The organism is Inhella proteolytica (genome assembly GCF_016093275.1).
GTDB classification, from domain to species: domain Bacteria; phylum Pseudomonadota; class Gammaproteobacteria; order Burkholderiales; family Burkholderiaceae_C; genus Inhella; species Inhella proteolytica.
Map to the genome: position 1 here is coordinate 273,980 of NZ_JAEDAK010000001.1, position 20,903 is coordinate 294,882.

At 69.9% G+C, this 20,903-nt stretch carries 15 protein-coding genes; 9 read left to right on the forward strand and 6 right to left on the reverse strand.

Annotated elements, in window-relative coordinates:
• The 6 genes from I7X39_RS01225 to I7X39_RS01250 all read left to right on the forward strand — a co-directional run bounded on the left by I7X39_RS01225 (position 1) and on the right by I7X39_RS01250 (position 5,612).
• The gene (locus I7X39_RS01225; protein WP_198109127.1) at positions 1-708 is read left to right on the forward strand and encodes a succinate dehydrogenase iron-sulfur subunit; all 708 of its coding nucleotides are present in this window, start codon (positions 1-3) and stop codon (positions 706-708) included.
• 2 nt (positions 709-710) lie between these two features.
• Entirely contained in the window at positions 711-992 is a 282-nt protein-coding gene (locus I7X39_RS01230; RefSeq protein ID WP_198109128.1) for an FAD assembly factor SdhE, read from the forward strand.
• A gap of 20 nt (positions 993-1,012) precedes the next feature.
• The gene (gene gltA, locus I7X39_RS01235) at positions 1,013-2,323 is read left to right on the forward strand and encodes a citrate synthase (RefSeq protein ID WP_198109398.1); all 1,311 of its coding nucleotides are present in this window, start codon (positions 1,013-1,015) and stop codon (positions 2,321-2,323) included.
• 73 nt (positions 2,324-2,396) lie between these two features.
• The gene (locus I7X39_RS01240) at positions 2,397-3,305 is read left to right on the forward strand and encodes a ribokinase (RefSeq protein WP_198109129.1); all 909 of its coding nucleotides are present in this window, start codon (positions 2,397-2,399) and stop codon (positions 3,303-3,305) included.
• The gene (locus I7X39_RS01245) at positions 3,302-4,255 is read left to right on the forward strand and encodes a nucleoside hydrolase (RefSeq protein WP_198109130.1); all 954 of its coding nucleotides are present in this window, start codon (positions 3,302-3,304) and stop codon (positions 4,253-4,255) included. The genes I7X39_RS01240 and I7X39_RS01245 overlap by 4 nt, the downstream gene beginning before the upstream one ends.
• 31 nt (positions 4,256-4,286) lie before the next feature.
• Positions 4,287-5,612 carry a TRZ/ATZ family hydrolase gene (locus I7X39_RS01250; RefSeq protein WP_198109131.1) on the forward strand — a complete coding sequence of 442 codons (1,326 nt, stop codon included), beginning with the start codon at positions 4,287-4,289 and terminating at the stop codon, positions 5,610-5,612.
• Here I7X39_RS01250 and I7X39_RS01255 read toward each other — a convergent pair whose 3' ends face one another.
• A complete protein-coding gene (locus I7X39_RS01255; protein WP_198109132.1) occupies positions 5,613-7,508 on the reverse strand; it encodes a hypothetical protein in 1,896 nt (631 codons plus the stop codon).
• 119 nt (positions 7,509-7,627) lie between these two features.
• Between I7X39_RS01255 and I7X39_RS01260 the strand changes: the two genes are divergently transcribed.
• Positions 7,628-7,870 (forward strand): hypothetical protein, encoded by a 243-nt coding sequence (locus I7X39_RS01260; protein ID WP_198109133.1) that lies wholly within the window; start codon positions 7,628-7,630, stop codon positions 7,868-7,870.
• Positions 7,871-8,134: 264 nt separating this feature from the next.
• The gene (purL, locus tag I7X39_RS01265) at positions 8,135-12,124 is read left to right on the forward strand and encodes a phosphoribosylformylglycinamidine synthase (RefSeq protein ID WP_198109134.1); all 3,990 of its coding nucleotides are present in this window, start codon (positions 8,135-8,137) and stop codon (positions 12,122-12,124) included.
• 178 nt (positions 12,125-12,302) lie between these two features.
• Here the strand turns inward: purL and I7X39_RS01270 are convergent, their stop codons facing one another.
• The 5 genes from I7X39_RS01270 to I7X39_RS01290 form a co-directional block, all read right to left on the reverse strand.
• Entirely contained in the window at positions 12,303-15,791 is a 3,489-nt protein-coding gene (locus tag I7X39_RS01270) for a PAS domain S-box protein (RefSeq protein ID WP_232351655.1), read from the reverse strand.
• A gap of 37 nt (positions 15,792-15,828) precedes the next feature.
• On the reverse strand, positions 15,829-16,965 hold the full coding sequence (locus I7X39_RS01275) for a S1C family serine protease (protein ID WP_198109136.1): 1,137 nt from the start codon (positions 16,963-16,965) through the stop codon (positions 15,829-15,831).
• Positions 16,966-17,023: 58 nt separating this feature from the next.
• A complete protein-coding gene (locus I7X39_RS01280; RefSeq protein ID WP_198109137.1) occupies positions 17,024-17,236 on the reverse strand; it encodes a DUF2788 domain-containing protein in 213 nt (70 codons plus the stop codon).
• Positions 17,236-18,018, reverse strand: a complete 783-nt coding sequence (locus I7X39_RS01285; RefSeq protein ID WP_198109138.1) for a DUF2189 domain-containing protein — start codon at positions 18,016-18,018, stop codon at positions 17,236-17,238. The genes I7X39_RS01280 and I7X39_RS01285 overlap by 1 nt, the downstream gene beginning before the upstream one ends.
• A gap of 275 nt (positions 18,019-18,293) precedes the next feature.
• Complete coding sequence (locus tag I7X39_RS01290) at positions 18,294-20,132, reverse strand: M48 family metallopeptidase (protein ID WP_198109139.1); 1,839 nt, start codon at positions 20,130-20,132, stop codon at positions 18,294-18,296.
• A 50-nt stretch (positions 20,133-20,182) separates the two neighbouring features.
• On the opposite strand from I7X39_RS01290, the gene I7X39_RS01295 reads away from it, so the two are divergent.
• Complete coding sequence (locus I7X39_RS01295; protein ID WP_232351629.1) at positions 20,183-20,902, forward strand: acetyltransferase domain-containing protein; 720 nt, start codon at positions 20,183-20,185, stop codon at positions 20,900-20,902.
• Position 20,903: the final 1 nt, after the last annotated feature.

Below are 20,903 nucleotides of genomic sequence, written 5' to 3' on the forward strand. Positions count from 1 at the left end.
ATGAGCGACAAGCGCATCTTCAACATCTACCGCTACGACCCGGACCAGGACGCCAAGCCGCGCATGCAGACCATCGAGATCGAGCTCGATGGCAGCGAGCGCATGCTGCTGGACGCCCTGGTGAAGCTCAAGTCGGTCGATCCGACGCTCTCGTTCCGCCGCAGCTGCCGCGAAGGCGTGTGCGGTTCGGACGCGATGAACATCAATGGCAAGAACGGCCTGGCCTGCCTGACGAACATGCGTCAGCTGCCCAAGACGATCACGCTCAAGCCCCTGCCCGGCCTGCCGGTGGTGCGCGACCTGATCGTCGACATGACGCAGTTCTTCAAGCAGTACCACTCGATCAAACCTTATCTCGTCAACGACACGCCGCCGCCTGACAAGGAGCGTCTGCAGTCGCCGCAGGAGCGCGAGGAGCTCGACGGCCTGTACGAGTGCATCTTGTGCGCCAGCTGCTCCACCAGCTGCCCGAGCTTCTGGTGGAATCCGGACAAGTTCGTCGGCCCGGCCGGCCTGCTGCAGGCCTACCGCTTCATTGCCGACAGCCGCGACCAGGACACCGCTGCGCGTCTGGACAATCTCGAAGACCCGTACCGTCTGTTCCGCTGCCACAGCATCATGAACTGCGTCGATGTCTGCCCCAAGGGTCTCAATCCCACGAAGGCAATCGGCAAGATCAAAGAACTGATGGTCCGCCGCGCGGTGTAAAGATGGAACTGCTCGATGAACGCGCGCTCTCGAAGCTGCACTGGCGCTGCCGCCGCGGCCTGCTGGAGAACGATCTCTTCATCGAGCGCTTCTTCAAGCGTCACGGTTCGGGTCTGACCGTGGCGCAGGGTGAGGCGCTGAACCAGCTGATGGATCTGAGCGACAACGACCTGCTCGATCTGCTGCTGGCGCGTCGCGAGCCCGAAGGGGAGCTGGATCAGGCTGAAGTTCATGCCTTGCTGGCATTGCTGCGCCAGCCACCCGAATCGCAGAATCTCTCGTAAACCCCAGGAGCCCCACGATGATGACCCCCTCCGACGTCAAGGCCACGCTGGCCTTCAGCGATGGCAGCCCCACCATGGAGCTGCCGATCTACAAGGGTTCGATCGGCCCGGATGTGATCGACATCCGCAAGCTGTACGCCCAGACCGGCAAGTTCACCTATGACCCGGGCTTCCTGAGCACGGCCTCCTGCAACTCGACCATCACCTACATCGATGGCGACAAGGGCGAGCTGCTGTATCGCGGCTACCCGATCGAGCAGCTGGCGGTGAACTGCGACTACCTGGAAACCTGCTACCTGCTGCTGTACGGCGAGCTGCCCAACGCCGCCCAGAAGGAGGAGTTCAACCACCGTGTGATGCACCACACGATGGTCAACGAGCAGATGCAGTTCTTCCTGCGCGGCTTCCGCCGCGACGCCCACCCGATGGCGGTGATGACCGGCCTGGTGGGGGCGCTGTCGGCCTTCTATCACGACAGCACCGACATCAATAACCCCGAGCACCGCGAGATCGCGGCGATCCGCCTGATCGCCAAGATGCCCACGCTCGTGGCCATGGCCTACAAGTACACGATCGGTCAGCCCTACATCTACCCGAAGAACGATCTCTCGTACGCCGGCAACTTCATGCGCATGATGTTTGCCACGCCTTGCGAGGAGTACAAGCCGAACGATGTGCTGGTGCGCGCGATGGACCGCATCTTCACGCTGCACGCCGACCACGAGCAGAACGCCTCGACCTCGACCGTGCGCCTGTGCGGTTCGTCGGGCACCAACCCGTTCGCGGCCATCGCGGCCGGCGTGGCCTGTCTGTGGGGCCCGGCGCACGGCGGCGCCAACGAGGCCTGCCTGAACATGCTGGGCGACATCCAGCAAAACGGCGGCGTGGCCAAGATCGGCGAGTTCATCAAGCAGGTCAAGGACAAGAACAGCGGCGTCAAGCTGATGGGCTTCGGCCACCGCGTCTACAAGAACTACGACCCGCGCGCCAAGCTGATGCGCGAAACCTGCCACGAGGTGCTGGGCGAACTCGGCCTGCAGGACGACCCGCTGTTCAAGCTGGCGATGGAACTCGAGAAGATCGCGCTGGAAGACGAATACTTCGTCGCCCGCAAGCTCTACCCGAACGTCGACTTCTACTCGGGCATCGTGCAGCGCGCCATCGGCATTCCGGTGCCGCTGTTCACGGCGATCTTTGCGCTGGCCCGCACGGTCGGCTGGATTGCACAGCTGAACGAGATGATCGGCGACCCCGAATACAAGATCGGCCGTCCGCGTCAGCTCTTCGTCGGCGCCAAGTCGCGCGACGTCAAGCCCATCGGCCAACGCTGATCCCGGCTGAGCCCGTCACAACGCCCCTGCGGGGGCGTTTTTCTTTGGCGCGCACCACACAATGCGCAGCACCATGCATGCCCACATCCTGATCCTTGGCAGTGTCAATCGCGACCTGATCGTGCACGCGCCCCGCCTACCCCATCCTGGCGAGACCCTGCGCGGCCAGCGCTTTTCCAGCTGCCTGGGCGGCAAGGGCGCCAATCAGGCGGTGGCCGCCGCGCGCCTGGGGGCGCGGGTGGCGCTGGCGGCGCGCATCGGCCTGCGCGAGCAGGGCGCCGTGCTGCTGGAGCAGCTGCGCGCTGAAGGGGTGGATGTGCAGGCGGTGCAGCAGCCGGTGGACGAGACCCCGGGTGTTGCGCTGATCGTGGTGGGCGCCGAGGACGGCGAGAACCAGATCGTCACCGTGGCGGGTTCCAACGCGATGGTGGGTGCGGACCTGGTCGAGCACCTGCCGCTGGCCGGCCTGCGCTGGCTGGTGGCCCAGCAGGAGCTGCCGATCCACGCGCTGCGCCGTGCCTTCAGCCGGGCCCGCGACGCCGGCGTGCGCACGCTGCTGAACGCCGCCCCTTTCCGCGAAGAGGGCCGCGAACTGCTGCCCTTGTGTGATGTGCTGGTGGTGAACGAGGGCGAGGCGGCGGCTCTGCTGGGGCGCCGCGAAGACCCGGTCGCCGCCGCGGCGGCGCTGCGGGCTCTGGGCCCTACCGCCGTGCTCATTTCATTGGGGGCCGCCGGCTGTGTCTGGGCTGATGCGCAGCAGACGCTGAGCATGCCGGCGCGCGCCGTCCGGGCCGTTGACACCGTCGGCGCCGGCGACACCCTGGTCGGCGCCCTGGTCACTGCCCTCAGCGAGGGCCAGGCCCTGCCCGACGCGCTGCGCTTCGCCCAGGCCGCCGCCGCCTGGGCGGTGGCCCGCACCGGCGTGCAGGACGCGATGCCGCGGCGTGCCGAGCTGCAGGCCTGGCTGGAGGAGGGCGCATGAAGGTCTGGCTGGACACCGACCCCGGCGTGGACGACGCGCTGGCCCTGGGCCTGATCCTGGCGCGCCCCGAGTTCGAGCTGGTGGGGCTGTCCACGGTGTTCGGCAATGCCAGCGTGCAGCAGACCACCCGCAATGCGCTGCGCCTGCTCAGCCTGTTCGCCCGCCACGACATTCCGGTGCACGCCGGCGCCGCCCAGCCGCTGCAGGGCCAGGCCCGCTACGCCGCCGCGGTGCATGGAGACGATGGCATGAGCGGCCTGGCCGAACGCCTGCCGCCGGCGCGCGCGCTGGCGCAGGCCCAGCACGCGGCCGAGGCCCTGCTGGCGGCCAGCCGGGCGCATGCGGATCTGCACCTGCTGGCCGTGGGCCCCCTGAGCAATGTGGCGCTGGCCCTGCGCCAGGACCCGGCGCTGGCGGGCCGGGTGGCCAGCCTCACGGTGATGGGTGCGGCCTTCGGTTGTCATGGCTACACCGGCAACGTCACGCCCTGCGCCGAGGCCAACATCCACAACGATGCGCGCGCCGCCGCGGAGGTTCTGGCGGCGCCCTGGCGCGCTCTGCGCGTCATCGGCCTCGATGCGACCCAGCGCGTGCGCATTGCCCTGCCGGAACTCGAACCCCTGCGCCAGGCCGGGGCGGCGGCCGAGCTGCTGTGGCAGGCGGCGCAGCCCTACGCCGGCTACTACCAGACCCGCGACGGCCTGGCCGCCCTGGTGGCGCATGACGCAATTGCCGTGGCGGCCCTGTTGATACCCGAGGCCTTCAGCTGGCGCCACGGCCCCATGCGGGTGGTGGAGGGCGGTCTCGCCCATGGCCAGACCGTGCAGGACTGGCAGGGCCTGGCGCGGGGCCAGGCCGAGTGGGACGCACTGCCCGCGCACGCCGCCGCCGTGGATGCCGACGCACAGGCCCTGACCGAGCTGTGCCTGCAAGCCTGGGCCCGCCACTGAAGACTGACCCATTCCAAGAAGGAGACGAAGGATGAGCAAGAACAAGACCCTGCTGCTGCCCCGCTGGTTGTTGAGCATGAAGCCTGGCGAAGGCGTGCTGGAAGGCCAGGCGCTGCTGATCGAGGGCGAGCGCATCGCCGCCGTCGGCGCGCGCGAGGCCCTGCTGGCCGCGCATGCCGATGCGGCCCGGGTGGATCTGCCCGAGCATGTGCTGATGCCTGGCCTGATCAACAGCCACACGCACAGCGCCATGAGCCTGCTGCGCGGCGTGGCCGATGACCTGGGCCTGATGGACTGGCTGAACCATCACATCTGGCCGCTGGAGAAGCGCTGGGTCAGCCACGCCTGGACGCGCCTGGGCTCGCTTTTCAGCGCCGCCGAAGCCCTGCGCGGTGGCGTGACCACGCTGAACGACATGTACTTCTTCCCCGAGGCCATGGCGGAGGCGGCGCTGCAGGCCGGCATCCGCTGCGCCGTCTCCATCAATGTGATCGACTTCCCGACCGGTTACGCCAGTGGCCCGGACGACTACATCGCCAAGGGCTTGGAGGCCTACCAGAAGTTCAAGGGCGAGAAGCTGCTGCAGTTCACCAGCAGCCCGCACGCGCCCTACACGGTGAGCGACGAGACCTTCGTCAAGCTGCGCGACATGGCCGAGCAGCACGACATGCAGATCCACTGCCACATCCATGAGACGGCCGACGAAGTCGACGGGGGACTCAAGCAATTCGGCGTTCGCCCCATGGAGCGCCTGGACCGCCTGGGCCTGCTGAACGAACGCATGATCGCCGTGCACATGGTCCACCTGAACGACGCCGAGATCGAGCTGTGTGCCCAGCGCGGCGTGCACATCGCCCACAACGCCAGCTCCAACCTCAAGCTGGCCTCGGGCATCGCGCGCATTGCCGATCTGGACCGTGCCGGTGTGAATGTGGCGCTGGGCACCGACGGTGCGGCCAGCAACAACCGCCAGGACATGTTCGAGGAGATCCGCCAGGCTGCGCTGCTGGCCAAGGGTTCGACCGGCCAGCCCACCGTGCTGAACGCCCGCCGCGCCCTGGAGATGGCCACGCTGGGCGGCGCCAAGGCCCTGGGCCGGGCGCACGATCTGGGCTCACTGGAAGTCGGCAAGCTGGCCGATGTGATCGCGGTGGACCTCTCGGCGCCCGAATGCCGGCCGGTCTACCACCCCGATGCCCAGTTGGTCTACGTAGCCGCGCGCGAGCACGTCAGCGATGTGTGGGTGCAGGGCGAGCGGGTGCTGCAGGAGCGCCGGCTCACCCGCTTCGAGCTGGGCGCGGTGATCGCGCAGGTCGAGGACACCGTCGCCCAGATGAAAGCCGGGCAGGGCGCCTGATCAGCCGACCGGCCGCACGCCCCAGGCCGGGGCGTTGGCCAGGGCGGCCATGAACTGCGGCCAGGCCGGGTCGGTCGTCATGCGTTGACGGGCCTCGGCCGCCCCGACCACGCCATGCTCCACGGCATAGGCGAGCGCGGGCTGCAGATTGCCCCAGTAGCTGGTCGGGTCCGGGAAGTAGGCGCCGCGCAGGCTGTCGCCGCTTTGGGCCACATTGGCCTTGCCCAGTGTGGCCTGGTAGATCTGGCCCCAATGGGCGTACCACGGGCCGCTGCCGTCTTCGTAATTCAGGGTGTCGGACGGCGCAATGGCCAGCGTGTACTGCGCGGCGTCGGCATAGTGGAACGCGTTGGCATCCCCCGGCGCCCCGAAGCGCCCGACGATGCTGCGCGCCTTCCAGGCAAAGAAGGCGTCGAGCTGCTGCTGGCTGGTGGGGCTCAGGGGCAGGCGCGCAGCCTTGACGTATCCCCAGGCGGCAGTCAGGAAGTCCTCCATCCAGGCCGCGTGCATGTACTTGCTGTCGCCGCTCGTGTAGTCGCTGTAGGGCTTGCAGAAGCCTTGCGGGTGGCTGGGCCGCGCCACATAGCGCTGGTGCATGGCCTGAATATTGGCCTCCAGCACGCCCAGCCACGCCTCGCGCTGGGCATCGCCGTCGGGGCTCACCAGGAAGGCCTGCAGCAGGGTGCGCAAGGCCCAGGCGGCGCCCCGCGTGGTGTTGGCACCGGCTTCGCTGAGCAGCAGGCCTTGCGCGCCCTGGCGTGTGGTGTCGGTCTGCTTGAAGTGGTGAACCGCCGCCGCGAACTGTGTGGCCTCGCCGAAAAAGTGCCAGCCGCTGAGCAGGTAGGCCAGGTAGCCCAGCGAAGGGTGGTGGGTACTGGTCCATGTGGGGGCAGCCACGCCGCTGACGGCCGGTGTGAACGCGCCGGTGCTGCTGCTGCCCGTGCCCGTGATGCCGGCGCCGCCGCGCAGCACCAGGTTCGGGTACTGCGCGGGTCTGGGGGGCTGCAGCGTGACGGAGTCCCGTTGAACCAAGGGGTAGCGTCCGCTGCCCAGGGCATGCGCCATCACGGCATCCCAGGCGCGCGCATCGCCTTGGCTGACGAGGTAGCTCACATCCCATTCGGGCAACAAGCCGATCGACGGGTGATAGCCCGCGGTGCCCATGGCGGTGGGGTAGCCGAGCTGGCTCATCGGGGCATAGCTGCGCACCTGGCGGTCCAACAGGCTCGCGCTGCTACCGGGGTGGTAGCTGGGTACCAGACCGGTGCGCTGCAGGGCCTCGGTGTCGTGGCGCACCGCTGCCCAGGCATTCGGCTGGCGGCGGTAGGGCTGATTGCCGCTCAGCAGCGGCACGCGGCAGTGATGGGGCAGCTCGACGGTCTGGCCAAAGCGCTCCTGCCCCATCAACTGCAGGCTCAGGCGCCCTGCGAACGAGGTCGCACCGGGCCGGTCGAACCAGCTGTTCTCCAGCCAGGGCAGCAGCTCCCATTCGCCATCGGCCATCAGGCGAACCTCGATCCAGGCGCTGAGCTGGTCGGAGCCTGGCAGGGTTGCACGGTAGAGCCAGGCCGACATCCAGGGGCCGCGGGCCAGTTCGCGCACGCGGCCGGCGGACCACTGGCCATCCGCGGCACTCCGCGTGGCGGTGCGGCCGTGCAGGGCGTCCCAGGCCACCTCGCCCTGGCCCTCGAAGCGCATGCGCAGGTCCAGGGTGCTCAGAGCGCTGTCACCGACGGCGCTGCCTTCGGCTGCGGGCGCACGGGCCACCAGTTCAATGATTTGGCTTTGCCCTGCGGCCATCTCCAGGCGTCCCGCCAACAGCGCAAAGCGCACGCTGCCATCGGGCCAGCGGTTCAGCACGGCGGCCTGGAACTGCGTCAAGTTGCTGGCAGGCACTTGGCCGACGGGGATGGCGCCGGGCCGAAAGGCCTGGCCAGCGCTGAAATAACGCGCCCCGGCATTGCCCCGGTTTTCGACCCAGAGCCGGGCCACGACCGAGCCGGGCGCCGGAGTGGGTGCCGGACTGGGCGCCGGAGTGGGTGCCGGACTGGGCGCCGGACTGGGCGCCGGAGTGGGTGCCGGAGTGGGTGCCGGAGTGGGTGCCGGAGTGGGTGCCGGAGTGGGTGCCGGAGTGGGTGCCGGAGTGGGTGCCGGAGTGGGTGCCGGAGTGGGCGCCGGAGTGGGTGCCGGAGTGGGTGCCGGAGTGGGTGCCGGAGTGGGTGCCGGGGCCGATCCGCCGCCCCCGCATGCGGGCGTGACCGCCGCTCCCATCAGTCCGGCCGCGGTGCCAAGCAGCAGGCTGCGGCGGTCGATTTCAGGGGGGCGAGGGCAGTCGGAGGGAAGGCGGGACATCGAACCATGGCCGTGCCGGGGGCACGGTCGGAAATGCGGAGCAGGGCGGCATCGTAGGCTTCGCGGCGGCGGGGCCCGTCCCCAGATGTAAACCGCCCCCGTAGAATCCCGCATCCCCCTTCCAGCTCAGCCGCGCCACTCGCGCGGCTCGCTTTTTTATCGCGCACCCCATGGCTTCTCACCACCATCTGCACGGTTTCGAAGGCGGCAACGCCTTGTCGGCGTTTCGGGCTCAGGCCCTTCTGGGCAAGTTGCAGGCGGTATTGCCGCGCGTGAAGGCGGTGCAGGCGCGCTACTGGCATTGGGTGGCCACGGCCCAGGCCCTGGATGCGGCGCAGACAGAGCGCCTGGCGGCGCTGCTGCGCTACGGCGAAGCGGCCGCGCCCGCGCCGAATGGCGCGGTGGCGAAGGTTCTGGTGACGCCCCGACTGGGTACGGTGAGCCCCTGGGCTTCCAAGGCGACCGACATCGCGCACAACTGCGGCTTCCCGATCCTGCGCGTGGAGCGCGTGACCGAGTACCTGCTGACCCTGGACAAGCCCTTGCTGGGCAGCGCCAAGCCCCTGAACGAGGCCGAATGGCAGCTGGCCGCGGGCCTGCTGCACGACCGCATGACCGAGTCGGTTCTGGTGGACCTGGAAGGCACCCGCCATCTGTTCGACGAGAAGGACGCCCAGGCGCTCGAGCGCGTGGACGTACTGGGCCAGGGCCGTGCGGCGCTGGAAGCCGCCAACCGGGATTGGGGCCTGGCGCTGTCGGATGACGAGGTGGACTACCTGCTGGACGCCTTTGCGCGCAAGCTCAAGCGCAACCCCAGCGATGTCGAGCTGATGATGTTTGCGCAGGCCAATAGCGAGCATTGCCGGCACAAGATCTTCAACGCCCAGTTCATCGTCGACGGCGAACCCCAGTCGCATTCGCTGTTCGGCATGATCCGCAACACCGAGAAGCTGAACCCGCAGCGCACCGTCATCGCCTATGCCGACAACGCGGCGGTGATGGAGGGTTCGACCATCGAGCGCTGGGTGCCCGGCGAGGACGGCGTGTACCGCGCCCGCACCGAGCAGGCCCAGGTGCTGATGAAGGTGGAGACGCACAACCACCCGACCGCCATCTCGCCCTTCTCGGGCGCGGCCACCGGTGCGGGCGGCGAGATCCGCGACGAAGGCGCCACCGGCCGTGGGGCGCGGCCCAAGGCGGGCCTGACGGGCTTCACCGTCAGCCACCTGCGCCTGCCCGGCCTGAGCGAAGCCTGGGAAACGCCGGAAAGCAAGCCGGCGCACATCGCCAGCCCGCTGCAGATCATGATCGAGGGCCCGATCGGTGGCGCCGCCTTCAACAACGAGTTCGGCCGTCCGAACCTGCTGGGTTATTTCCGCGCCTACGAACAGGCCGTGGCCGGCGTGCAGCGCGGCTATCACAAACCCATCATGATTGCCGGCGGCATCGGTGCCATCCGCGCCGACCTGACCAAGAAGATCGAGTTCCCCGCCGGCACCCTGCTGATCCAGCTGGGTGGCCCGGGCATGCGCATTGGCATGGGCGGCGGAGCCGCCAGTTCGATGGCGGCCGGCGTCAACAGCGCCGAGCTGGACTTCGATTCGGTGCAGCGCGGCAACCCCGAGATCCAGCGCCGCGCGCAGGAGGTGATCAACCGCTGCTGGCAGCTGGGCGTGGACAACCCCATCCTCGCCATCCACGACGTCGGTGCCGGCGGCATTTCGAACGCCTTCCCCGAATTGGTGAATGACGCCGGCAAGGGCGCCCGCTTTGACCTGCGCGCCGTGCCGCTGGAAGAGAGCGGCCTGGCGCCCAAGGAGATCTGGTGCAACGAGAGCCAGGAGCGCTACGTGATGGCGATTGCGCCGGAGTCGCTGCCCCTGTTCCAGGCCTTCGCCGAGCGCGAGCGCTGCCCGTTTGCGGTGGTGGGCCGCGTGACCGACGAGAAGCAGCTGCGTCTGGACGACCCCCTGCACCCGCAGGCCACCCCCATCGACATGCCGATGGACGTGCTGCTCGGCAAGCCGCCCAAGATGACGCGCGACGTGGCCCGTGTGGCGCGCGACGCCGGCCGCTTCGTGGCCGACGGCATCGAACTGGAGCCGGCCGCACGCGCCGTGCTGCGCCACCCCAGCGTGGCCAGCAAGCGCTTCCTGATCACCATCGGCGACCGCACCGTGGGCGGCCTGACGCACCGCGACCAGATGGTCGGCCCCTGGCAGGTGCCGGTGGCGGACTGCGCCGTCACCCTGGCGGACTACCAAGGCCTGGCCGGCGAGGCCATGGCGATGGGTGAGCGCACCCCGCTGGCCGCGGTGGACGGCCCGGCCTCCGGCCGCATGGCGGTGGCCGAGGCCATCACCAATTTGCTGGCGGCGCCCATCGAGCTTCGGCATGTGAAGCTGAGCGCGAACTGGATGGCCGCCTGCGGCGAGGCCGGCGAGGATGCGGCCCTGTTTGACACCGTCAAGGCCGTGGGCATGGAGCTGTGCCCGGCGCTGGGCGTGGGCATTCCGGTGGGCAAGGACTCGCTGTCCATGCGCACCAAATGGAACGAGGGCGGGGACGGCCAGCAGGTCACCGCCCCGGTCTCGCTCATCATCACGGCCTTCGCCAGCCTCCCCACGGTGGCCGGCACGCTGACGCCGGAGCTGGCCCGCGAGGGGGATTCGGTGCTGATCGCCGTCGATCTGGGGCGGGGCCAGGGCCGCATGGGCGGCTCGATCCTGGCGCAGACGCAGCAGCAGTTCGGCGGCGCCGTGCCCGATCTGGATTCGCCCGAGTTGCTGGTGAACCTGGTCAACGCCATCAACGCCCTGCGGGCACAGAACCTGGTGCTGGCCTATCACGACAAGAGCGACGGCGGCCTGTGGGCCACTGCCTGCGAGATGGCCTTTGCCAGTCGGCTTGGTCTGGCACTGAACATCGACATGCTGGTGACCGAGAGTACCGGCGTGGACGACAGCAGGGCCGAGATGGGCGACGCCAAGAACTGGGCGGCCCAGGTCAGCGGCCGCCGCCACGAGCAGACCCTGCGGGCCCTTTTCAACGAGGAACTGGGCGCGCTGATCCAGGTCAGCGCCGCGCAGCGCGATGCCGTGTTCGCCATCTTGCGCCAGCACGGCCTATCCGCGCACAGCCATGTGGTGGGCAAGCCCAGCACGGATGGCGCGATCTCGGTCTGGCGCGACGCGCAGTGCGTGCTCAAGCTCAACCTGGCCGAGGCCCTGCAGGAGTGGGAGAAGGTCAGCCATGGCATTGCCCGCCTGCGCGACAACCCCGCCTGCGCCGACGCCGAATACACGCTCGCCACCGATCCGCAGGCGCCCGGCCTGCACCGCCATCTGAACTTCGACCCCGCGCAGGACGTGGCCGCCGCCTTCAAGGCCGCCAGCAAGCCGCGCGTGGCCATCCTGCGCGAGCAGGGGGTGAACTCGCATGTCGAGATGGCCTATGCGATGCACCTGGCCGGCTTCGAGACCGTGGACGTGCACATGAGCGATCTGCAGTCCGGTCGCCAGGCGCTGAAGGACTTCCGCGGCTTCGTGGCCTGCGGTGGCTTCTCCTACGGCGACACCCTGGGCGCCGGCGAGGGCTGGGCTCGCTCCATCCTCTTCGATGACGGCCTGAAGGCCCAGTTCGAGGCCTTCTTCGCCCGCCCGGACACTTTCGCGCTGGGCGTGTGCAACGGCTGCCAGATGCTGGCTGCGCTGGCCGCGATGATCCCAGGCGCACAGGCCTGGCCGAAGTTCGTGCGCAATGCCTCCGAGCAGTACGAGGCGCGCCTGACGATGGTCGAGGTGCTGGACTCGCCCTCGATCTTCTTCACCGGCATGGCCGGCAGCCGTGCCCCCATCGTGGTGGCCCATGGCGAAGGCCGGGCCGACTTCAGCATGCAGGGCGACGCCGCCAGTCTGCAGCGCGCCATGCGCTTCGTCGACGGCGCCGGCCAGCCGACCGAGGCCTACCCGCTGAACCCGAATGGCAGCGCGGGCGGGCTCACGGCCGTCACCACGCCGGACGGCCGCTTCACGGCCATGATGCCGCACCCTGAGCGCGTGTTCCGCAATGCGCAGATGAGCTGGCGCGGCGAGGCGGATCTGGCGGCGCACTCGCCGTGGATCCGCATGTTCCAGAACGCGCGGCGCTGGTGTGCATAGGTCCCCCCCGAAGCGGCCTGGCGGCCGCCCTACGGGCCAGCCAAGGCCTGAGACCTTGGCCTTCGGCAGGCACGCTCAGCCCTCAGGGCTGCCCGTGTCCAGCCTCAGCCCTCCAGGGGGCGCCGCCTGCCGCCCGGCAAAGCCGGTTCCGCGGTGGCACCCTGAAAGACACCCGTCTTTAACCGGTCGCTCGTAGGGCATCGGCGGTTTCGCGGGCGTGCGGGGCCACCAGGGGCAGCTTGAAGATGAAGCTCGTGCCCTGGCCCGGGGCGGAGCGCAGCTCCACCTGCCCACCCAGCACGCCGGTGGCGATGTTGTAGACGATGTTCAGGCCCAGGCCGGTGCCGCCCTGGCCCATCTTGGTGGTGAAGAAGGGGTCGAAGGCGCGCCGGCGCACCTCCTCGTTCATGCCCACGCCGTTGTCGCTGACCTGCAACTCCAGGTGCTCGCCGTCTTCCAGCGCACGCGCCTCGATCCAGATCTGCGGGCTGGCCACGCCATCGAAGGCGTGGACCTGGGCATTCAGCACCAGATTGGTCAGCAGCTGACCGAGCGCGCCGGGGTAGCCGTCCAGGTCCTGCGCCAGCTCGATGCGGGTGTGCAGGCCGATCTGCGAATGCTTGAGCTTGGGCCGCAGCACCGAGAGCACGTCCTCCACCAGCGTGGCAAGCGGAAAGCGGCGCCGCTGCTCGCTGGTCTGGTCCACCGACACCTGCTTGAAGTGCGAGACCAGGTCGGCGGCGTTGCGCAGGCCGCGCAGCAGCAGCTCGCTGGCGCCATGCGCTTCGGCCAGGAAGGAGGCGAGGGCAGACTTGCGCAGGCTGTTGGCCTCGAAGGCGCGATGCACATCGCGGCTGCGTTCCTCCAGCGTGGAGGCGGCTGTCAGGCAGTTGCCGATCGGGGTGTTGAGCTCGTGCGCCACGCCGGCCACCAGGGAGCCCAGGGCGGCCATCTTCTCGGCGCGCAGCAGCTCGTCTTGGGCCTGCTGCAGGGTCTGCATGGCGCTGCGCAGTTCTGCGGTGCGGGCCTGCACGCGTGCCTCCAGCTCGGCGTTCAGCTGCTCCAGCTGGGCCTGCGCGCGCGCCTGCTCGCTCACGTCCAGGCAGATGGCCAGGTAGGCCAGCGGGTGGCCATCGGCATCGCGCATCTCGTTGAAGCGCAGCGCCCCCTGCACGCGCTCGCCGTTCTTGCGCAAATAGACCCAGTGGCTCAGGCTGCTGTGGCCGTCGGCATCCAGATTGAGCGTGAAGAGCTCGTGCTTGTGCACCGGCCGGCCGAGCTCCTGACTCAGGGTGTCGGCGCGGCGCTGCAGTTCCTGGGCGTCGTGGAACATCAGGGCGTTGCGGCCGATCACCTCCGCGGCGCTGTAGCCGAACAGCTGTTCGGCGCCGCGATTGAAAAGCTCCACCCGCCCGTCCAGCGCCACCACGAGGATGCCGACATCCATGGCCGAATCGAGCACGGCCTGCAGGCGCCGGTTGCTGGCGGCCAGGGCATCCTGGGCGCGCAGCTGCTCGCTGATGTCCAGCACCACGGCCAGGTAGCCGATGTGCTGGCCCTGCAGGTCGTGCAGGCGCGTGAAGGTGTGCGAGACGCGCAGGTGCTGGCCGTTGTCGCGGCGCACATAGGTCCAGATGCGGCGGTGCCCGCCGTCCAGGCCGGCGGCCTGGCGTTCAAACACCTCGTGGCGCTGCACCAGCCGGCCCTGCTCGGCGCTCAGGCGCTGGGCCTCCTGCTCGATCTCGTCGCGTGCGTGGAACTCGCGTGCCTGCAGGCCCAGGGCCTCGGCGGCGTTGCAGCCCAGCAGGCGCTCGGCACCGCGGCTGAAGAGGGTGACATGGCCCTGCAGATCGACGGTGATGATGCCGACCTCGATGGCCGAGTCGAGCAGGGCCTGCAGGCGCTGCGCCACCTCGCGCTCGGCGCGCTGGGCGGCGAGCTGGGCGCTCTGGTCGAGCGCGATGCCCAGATGCCCGAGCAGGCTGCCGGCGCGGTCGCGCACCTCGGAGACGGTGAGCGAGACCGTCAGCGCCTGGCCGCTGCGGGTGCGGAAGGTCCACAGCCGCGTCTCACTGCCGGTGCCGCGCGCCGGCAGCACGAAGACTTCCTCGCTTGCCACCGGCCGCCCGAAGCGCGCGCTGAGCTCGCGCGCGCGCTGCTCGATCTCGGCCGGGTCGTGGAAGCGGTGGGGCGAGCTGCCCAGCACCTCGTCGGCGCGCCAGCCCAGCATGCGTTCGGCGCCGCGGTTGAAGACGGTGATGCGGTCGTCGGCATCGGTGGCGATGATGGCCACCTCAAGCGCCGCGTCGAACAGGGCCTGCAGGCGGTCGTGGGCCTCGCCCAGCTCCTCGCTGGAGCGCCGCAGTTCCAGCTCGGCCGCGCGGATCGCCGTCAGGTCCCGTCCAGTGCCGCGGTAGCCGCAGAACTGGCCCTGTTCGTCGAACACCGGTGCCCCCGACACGCTGACGTGGATGACCTGCCGGTCCGGCCCGAGCAGGCTGTACTCGAAGTCCCGGAAGGCCTCGTGCCGTTCCAACTGCGCGCGGTGGGCCGCCCAGTCCGGCCCGGGCAGCAGGTTCGGGGCTTCCCAGCGGCGCAGGCCTAGCAGGGTGTTCAGCGAGCCCAGCACGCTGGCATCGCTCTTGGAGAGGTAGGTCAGGCGGAACTGCGCGTCCTGCTCCCACAGCCAGTCCGAGGCCATGGCCACCAAGCCCTCGTAGCGGGCCCGTGCAGCCTCGGCTTCCTCATGGGCCTGGCGGCGCTGCTCGATCTCACGCGCCAGCTCGGCATTGCGCAGCTGCAGCAGGCGGCGGCGCTGGCCGAGGGCAAAGCTCAGCCCGCAGACCAGCAGGCCACCGGCCGCCACCCCCAGCACCGCGGGGTCGCCCCAGTCGCGTCCGGTCCGCCAGCCCTGCGGCGGGCGACCCAGCAGCAACCACTGCGCGCCCGGCAGGCGCAGGGGCACGTGCGCCGTGTCCTGGGTTGGCAAGCGGGCATCGCCCCAGATCGCCTCACCCGCGCTGCCATCGGGGCGCTGCTGGAACAGGCCCAGCTGCAGCTCTCGCTCGGGCAGCTGGGCCAGGGCCATGAAGCGCTGCAGATCGGCCACCAGCGAGACCGAGCCCCAGTACTGCTCGCCCTCCGGCGTGTTGACGAAGACCGGGTTGCGCTGGATGACGCCCAAGCCGCCCTGCACCAGCTTCACCGGCGCGTAGATCAGGCTGCGGTGGGCGCTGCGCGCGGCCTCGATCTGGGCCCACTGCGCCGGCACGGTGCGGTAGTCCAGCCCCAAGGCCTTTTCATTGCCGCGCAGCGGGTGCACCAGGCGCACCACATCGTCCGGTGCGGCCACCACATTGCGGACCTGCGGCCGCTCGGCCTGCAGGGCCTCGACATGGCGGCCGAAGCGTTCGGCGCTGAGGTCGCCATCCACGCGGATCAGCACCACCAAGCCGGCCGCCGGGCTGAAGGTGGACTCCACCACCAGATCCAGCCGGGCCTGCGCCTCGCTCAGCAGGCGCTGCACCTCGCGGCGCTGCGCCTCGATGCGGTCCGTGGCGCGCAGATCGGCCGTGGCCAGCACCACGCCCACGCACAGCAGGCAGGTCAGCAGGCTGGGCCAGTGGAACAGCCAGTGTTTCAGCGGTGCGCGCGTGGGGCCGGGCATGCGCTTCACGCTAGCACAGGGCCTTCCTGTGCCGGCCTCAATCGCCGGCGCGCACGACCACGCTCAAGCTGCGGTTGCGGCCCTCGCGCCACACCGTCAGGCGCACGGTGTCGCCGGCCTGGCGCTTTTCCAGTTCGGTCAGCAGGTCGTCGAAGTCGTCCACGGCGGCGTCGTTGACCGCGGTGATGACGTCGCCCGGCTCGATGGCCCCCTGGCGGTTCTGCGTGAAGGGCCGCAGGCCGGCGCGTGCAGCCGGCCCGCCGGGTGCCACGCCCACGAGGGCCACGCCCTTGGGCAGGCCCATGCGGCGCTGCAGGGCCTGGGTCCAGCGCTCGTCCAGCGGCGTGATGCCGAGCACCGGCCGCACGAAGCGGCCGTCGCGGATCAGGCGCGGCACGATGCGGTTCACCTCGTCCACCGGAATGGCGAAGCCGATGCCGGCGCTGGCGCCGCTGGGCGAATAAATGGCGGTGTTGACGCCGATCAGCCGCCCGGCGGAGTCGAGCAACGGACCGCCGGAATTGCCGGGGTTGATGGCCGCGTCCGTCTGGATGGCGCCGCGAATGGCGCGGCGCGTCACCGACTCGATCTCGCGGTTCAGCGCCGAGACGATGCCGGTGGTGAGAGTGAAGTCCAGGCCGAAGGGGTTGCCGATGGCATAGACCTTTTGCCCCACCACCAGCTCGCGGCTGCTGCCGATCGGAATGGGCGGGTGCTTGTTGGCGGGCAGATCGACCTTCAACACGGCCAGGTCGCGATCCGGGAAGGCGCCAACGAACTTGGCCGGCAGCTCGGTCTGGTCGGCCAGCGTGACCTTGACGCCTTCCGCGCCCTGGATGACGTGGAAATTCGTCACCACATGGCCCTGCTCGTCCCAGACAAAGCCCGAGCCCGTGCCACGCGGCACCTCGCCAACCGGGCGGGCAAAGAAGTCGCGCTGCACCGCGGTGGTGGTGATGTGCACCACCGAGGGCGAAATCGTCTTGAAGACGCGGATGTTGCCGAGTTCGTCCGCCTCCAGCGGGCCGCGCGGCGTGACGGCGCGCGGCTGCACGTCGGCCCGCCCCAGCGCCAACCCGGGAATCAGGCCGCTGGCGGCGATGCCGCCCAGCAGGGTCAGGGAGAGCAGGGCAGGGAAGAGGGCGCGGCGCAGGGGGCGGGTGGGCGCGGTCATGCGAGGGCGGGTCAGGAAAGGGGATGCGTGAGGTGGGGCTGATGGCGGCGAACTCAAGTCACTCGCCACCCAGGATCCATTTGATGACGCCCTTGATGGCAAAGCCCAGCAGGCCGAAGCCCAGGGCCAGGAAGAGCACGAAGGTGCCGAACTTGCCAGCCTTCGACTCACGCGCCAGCTGGGCAATGATGAAGACCATGTAGAGCATGAAGGCGCTCACCCCGAAGGTGAGGCCGAACTGGGCGATTTCCGCCTCGGTGTAGCCGCCCATCAGCGTCTCTCGGCCAAGGCGCTGGCGTCCACCAGCTCGGTGTAGGCATGCCAGCTGGCATGTGCCAGCCAGGGGGCCAGCACCAGCAGGCCCAGCAGCAGGGGCAGCATGGCCAACAGGCTCAGCAGCACCAGCAGTGCCGCCCACAGACCCAGCACGCCGGGAGCGGCCAGCACCACGCGCCAGCTGGTGAGCACGGCGCTCCAAAGGCCCACGCGGCGGTCGAGCAGCAGGGGGATGGAGACCACCGAACTGGCATACACCGGCGCGGCCAGCAGCGCGCCCAGCGCCATCCAGAGCTCGAACAGATGGCCTTCGCGGGCCAGCACCACCAACTGCAGGAAGTCTCTCGGGCTGTCCACCGGGCCAGGAGCGAAGGCGGTGATCAGCGCGGCCGAGGTCAGCACCCAGCCGGTGCCGGCCAGCGCCAGCAGCAGGCCGAAGCCGATCAGCACCGGCTTGTTGGGGATCCACATGCGCAGCGCCACGGCCAGCCCCGCCGGCTGGCCGCGCGCGCGCGCCCGGCTGATGGCGTAAAGGCCCGTGGCCGCCACCGGCGCCACCAGCAGGAAGCCGCTGAAGGCGCCGGCCAGCAGCCAGAAGCGGTTGCCCGCCAGCGCCAGCAGGGCCAGGCCAAAGGCCGCCATGGCGGCGCCATGCAGCAGGCCGGCCAGGGGGCAGGCGCAGAAGTCCTGCCAGCCGCGGCGCAGCCAGCCGGCGATCTGGCCGGCCTGCACCGGGCGCAGCCGGATCTCAAGCGATTCAACGAGGGCGGGGCTCATGGCGGACAGGGCCTGTTAACACTGCGGGAAGCCGCGCGAAAGGGCGTGGCCGGCTGGCAGCCTAGGCGCACGGCGAACGCCCAGGCTGGCCGCCTGGGCGAGCCGGGCAACGACGGAAGCCGGCCGGCCAGGCCCTTTCCCTGCGGGTTGCCACCAAAAAGGGCGCCCACATCGTTGCGAAGCCTCGCCGGGGGAACCGCCCCGGCCTCGTTTCGCGCCTCGTTGGCGCCCATTTTGGATGGCAACGCGCTGGCTCCCCGCAGTGTTAACAGGCCCTAGCGGATCTTCAACGCCTGCAGCGGCGCCTGGTGGGGATCGATCCCGAACTGCACCGCGCCGATCAGGCAGGGGCCGGGCAAGGGCAGGTGGCGCACCAACTGCTGGCTCAGCTGCTGGGCCTCGGCGGCATCGCAATGCGGCAGGTCCAGCACCAGCAAGTAGCAGCGCCGCCAGGGGAAGGCCTTGACGGTCTTGCAGCAGATCCAGGCGCCGGCGATGGCGGTCTCGCGGCGCAGCGCGTGCACCAGGTCCTCGGTCTCGAACTCGCTCAGGTCCGGTGGGCGGCTGTGCTGCAGCCAGTCGCTCTCCATCAGGTCGCGCCAGGCCTCGTCTTCCACCGCGCTGGCCTCGGCCAGGCGCTGACGCCAGCGCTTCAGGGTCTCGACGTCGTCCACCGGGTGTTCCAGCAGCCCTACCGCATGGCGCGCCGCCCACCAGCGCTGCGCCGGGCCGGTTTCGTACAGATGCTGGTCGATCGCCAGGCTTTGCTCGCGGTCGCTGTCCTGCAGGGCCAGGGCCAGGCCGCGCAGGGCCTCGGCGTGATCGGGTGCGGCGGCCAGGGCGGCGAAATAGGGGCCGCGCACATCGGTCTCAGGGTCCAGGCGGAGGCTCAGGCGCGCCAACTCCACCTGCTCATCGGGGCTGCGGTCGGGCTGCTGCAGCAGGGCGTCGCGCCGTGCGGCCCAGCGCAGCAGGTCCTGGCGGTAGAGCTTCCAGTCGGCCGCGTTGTCGTGCTGCCACTGGGCATCGAAGCGCTCGGCCAGCTGCTCGGCGGTTTCGCGGGTCAGCAGCTTGAGCGCGGAATCGCGCGACCAGTTCGGCAGGGTGCGCAGCGCCTGCGGCTGCAGGGCCTCGATGCGCTCGCGCAGCGCCGGGTGGGTGTCGTCCACCTGGGCCAGGCGGCGCCAGGCCTGCTCCAGGGCGGATTGTGCGAAGCGCGGCTCCGGCGCTTCGTGCAATTTGCGCTTGAGCGCATGCATCGGCCCCTTGGGCTGCTCGTGGCGCTGCGCGCGGCGCCAGTGCCAGGGCCAGAACTCGGAGGCCAGCCAGGCGCCCTTGATCTCGATCTCCTTGAGCGCCGCCTCCATCACCTCGGCGCCCAGCAGCTTCTGCGCCACTTTGTCGGCCTCGTATTCGTCCTGGCGCGCGAGCGCAAAGCTCTTGGCCACGAAGCGCGGCGCATACCAGGCGAAGAAGCGCCGGCTGGCGGCGGCCACCAGGCCGTCGTCGTGCTCCAGGCGCTCGGCCAGGCGCTGCCAGGCCATGCGGGTGCGGTAGATCCAGGCGCTGAAGCTGCCGTGGCCGCCGCGCAGGTGGCCGTATTCATGTGCCAGCACGGCCAGGGCGCGCCGCCGCTCCAGCGCATACAGCAGAGGCAGCCCGATGACCAGGTGGTTCTCGGGCCGGCCCAGCAGGCCCCAGCGCGGGATCTGCACGATGCAGGCGTTGAACTCGGCATTCACAAGCACGCGGTGGATGCGCGGGCCCTTGATGGCCTTGCGGATGCGTTCCAGGCCTTCGAACAGCTCGGGCGCCTGCTCGGGCGTGATGGGTTCGCCCGGCGGCGGCTGCAGGCGAAGCCACAGCGCCTGCACGCTGGTGAGCAGCAGGCTCCCGCCCGCCAGCACCAGAAAGATCAGGTTCCAGCGGCCATGCCCGCTGCTGTAGCGCTGCCAGCTCCAGTACAGCAGGGCCAGGCCGAGCAGCGCGCAGCCCAGTACCCACAAATAGCCCAGGCTGGAAAACCAGGCCACGGCGCGTCGGTAGCGTTTGGCATCGGCAGCGCAGTCCTGCTCGCTGACGCGTACCAGGTGTTGAAAGTCGGCCAGTTCCACGGGGTCCCCCTTTGGGCAGCGCAATGTACAGGGGCACAATGCCGCCCCCCATGGCCAGCACCCCCCGCTTTGCACGACTCGACGCCCTGCGCGCCGGCTGGATGCTATGGATGGCCGCCTTCCATTTCTGTTTCGATTTGGCGCATTTCCGCCTGTTGGACGCCAATTTCTACACAGACGCGCTGTGGACCACCCAGCGCACCGCCATCCTGTCGGGCTTTCTGTTCTGGGCCGGCCTGGGGCAGGGCCTGGCCCTGCAGGCCGGCCAGCCGGCCGCGCGTTTCTGGCGCCGCTGGGCGCAGATTGCTGCCGCGGCGGCCCTGGTGAGCGCCGGCTCGGCCCTGATGTTTCCGCGTTCCTGGATCAGCTTCGGTGTGCTGCACGCCTTCGCGCTGATGCTGCCGTTGGCGCGCTGGGGGGCTGCGCGCCTGCACACCGCGGCCCTGCTGGCCCTGGCCCTGGCCTGTGCCCTGGCCCCCGCATGGCTGCAGCACCCGCTGTTTGACAGCCGCTGGACCAACTGGCTGGGCCTGGTGACGCGCAAGCCCATCACCGAAGACTATGTGCCCCTGCTGCCTTGGCTGGCCCCGCTGCTGCTGGGCCTGGCGGCGGCGCGCAGTGCGGGCCTGCGCCACTGGCTGCAGGGCAGCGCGCCGCTGGGATTGGTGCGCCTGGGGCAATGGCCGCTGAGCTTTTATCTGCTGCACCAGCCCGTCCTGATCGGCGTCGTGCTGGCTTTCATCCATGCCACCCGGGCCGCCGGCCCGTAGC

What these genes read in the sequence shown, in the direction of transcription:
- I7X39_RS01225 (WP_198109127.1), top strand. Translation starts at nt 1, where the DNA reads ATGAGCGACAAGCGCATCTTCAACATCTACCGCTACGACCCGGACCAG.
- I7X39_RS01230 (WP_198109128.1), top strand. Translation starts at nt 711, where the DNA reads ATGGAACTGCTCGATGAACGCGCGCTCTCGAAGCTGCACTGGCGCTGC.
- gltA (WP_198109398.1), top strand. Translation starts at nt 1,013, where the DNA reads ATGACCCCCTCCGACGTCAAGGCCACGCTGGCCTTCAGCGATGGCAGC.
- I7X39_RS01240 (WP_198109129.1), top strand. Translation starts at nt 2,397, where the DNA reads ATGCATGCCCACATCCTGATCCTTGGCAGTGTCAATCGCGACCTGATC.
- I7X39_RS01245 (WP_198109130.1), top strand. Translation starts at nt 3,302, where the DNA reads ATGAAGGTCTGGCTGGACACCGACCCCGGCGTGGACGACGCGCTGGCC.
- I7X39_RS01250 (WP_198109131.1), top strand. Translation starts at nt 4,287, where the DNA reads ATGAGCAAGAACAAGACCCTGCTGCTGCCCCGCTGGTTGTTGAGCATG.
- purL (WP_198109134.1), top strand. Translation starts at nt 8,135, where the DNA reads ATGGCTTCTCACCACCATCTGCACGGTTTCGAAGGCGGCAACGCCTTG.
- I7X39_RS01270 (WP_232351655.1), bottom strand. Translation starts at nt 15,791, where the DNA reads ATGCCCGGCCCCACGCGCGCACCGCTGAAACACTGGCTGTTCCACTGG.
- I7X39_RS01275 (WP_198109136.1), bottom strand. Translation starts at nt 16,965, where the DNA reads ATGACCGCGCCCACCCGCCCCCTGCGCCGCGCCCTCTTCCCTGCCCTG.
- I7X39_RS01280 (WP_198109137.1), bottom strand. Translation starts at nt 17,236, where the DNA reads ATGGGCGGCTACACCGAGGCGGAAATCGCCCAGTTCGGCCTCACCTTC.
- I7X39_RS01285 (WP_198109138.1), bottom strand. Translation starts at nt 18,018, where the DNA reads ATGAGCCCCGCCCTCGTTGAATCGCTTGAGATCCGGCTGCGCCCGGTG.
- I7X39_RS01295 (WP_232351629.1), top strand. Translation starts at nt 20,183, where the DNA reads ATGGCCAGCACCCCCCGCTTTGCACGACTCGACGCCCTGCGCGCCGGC.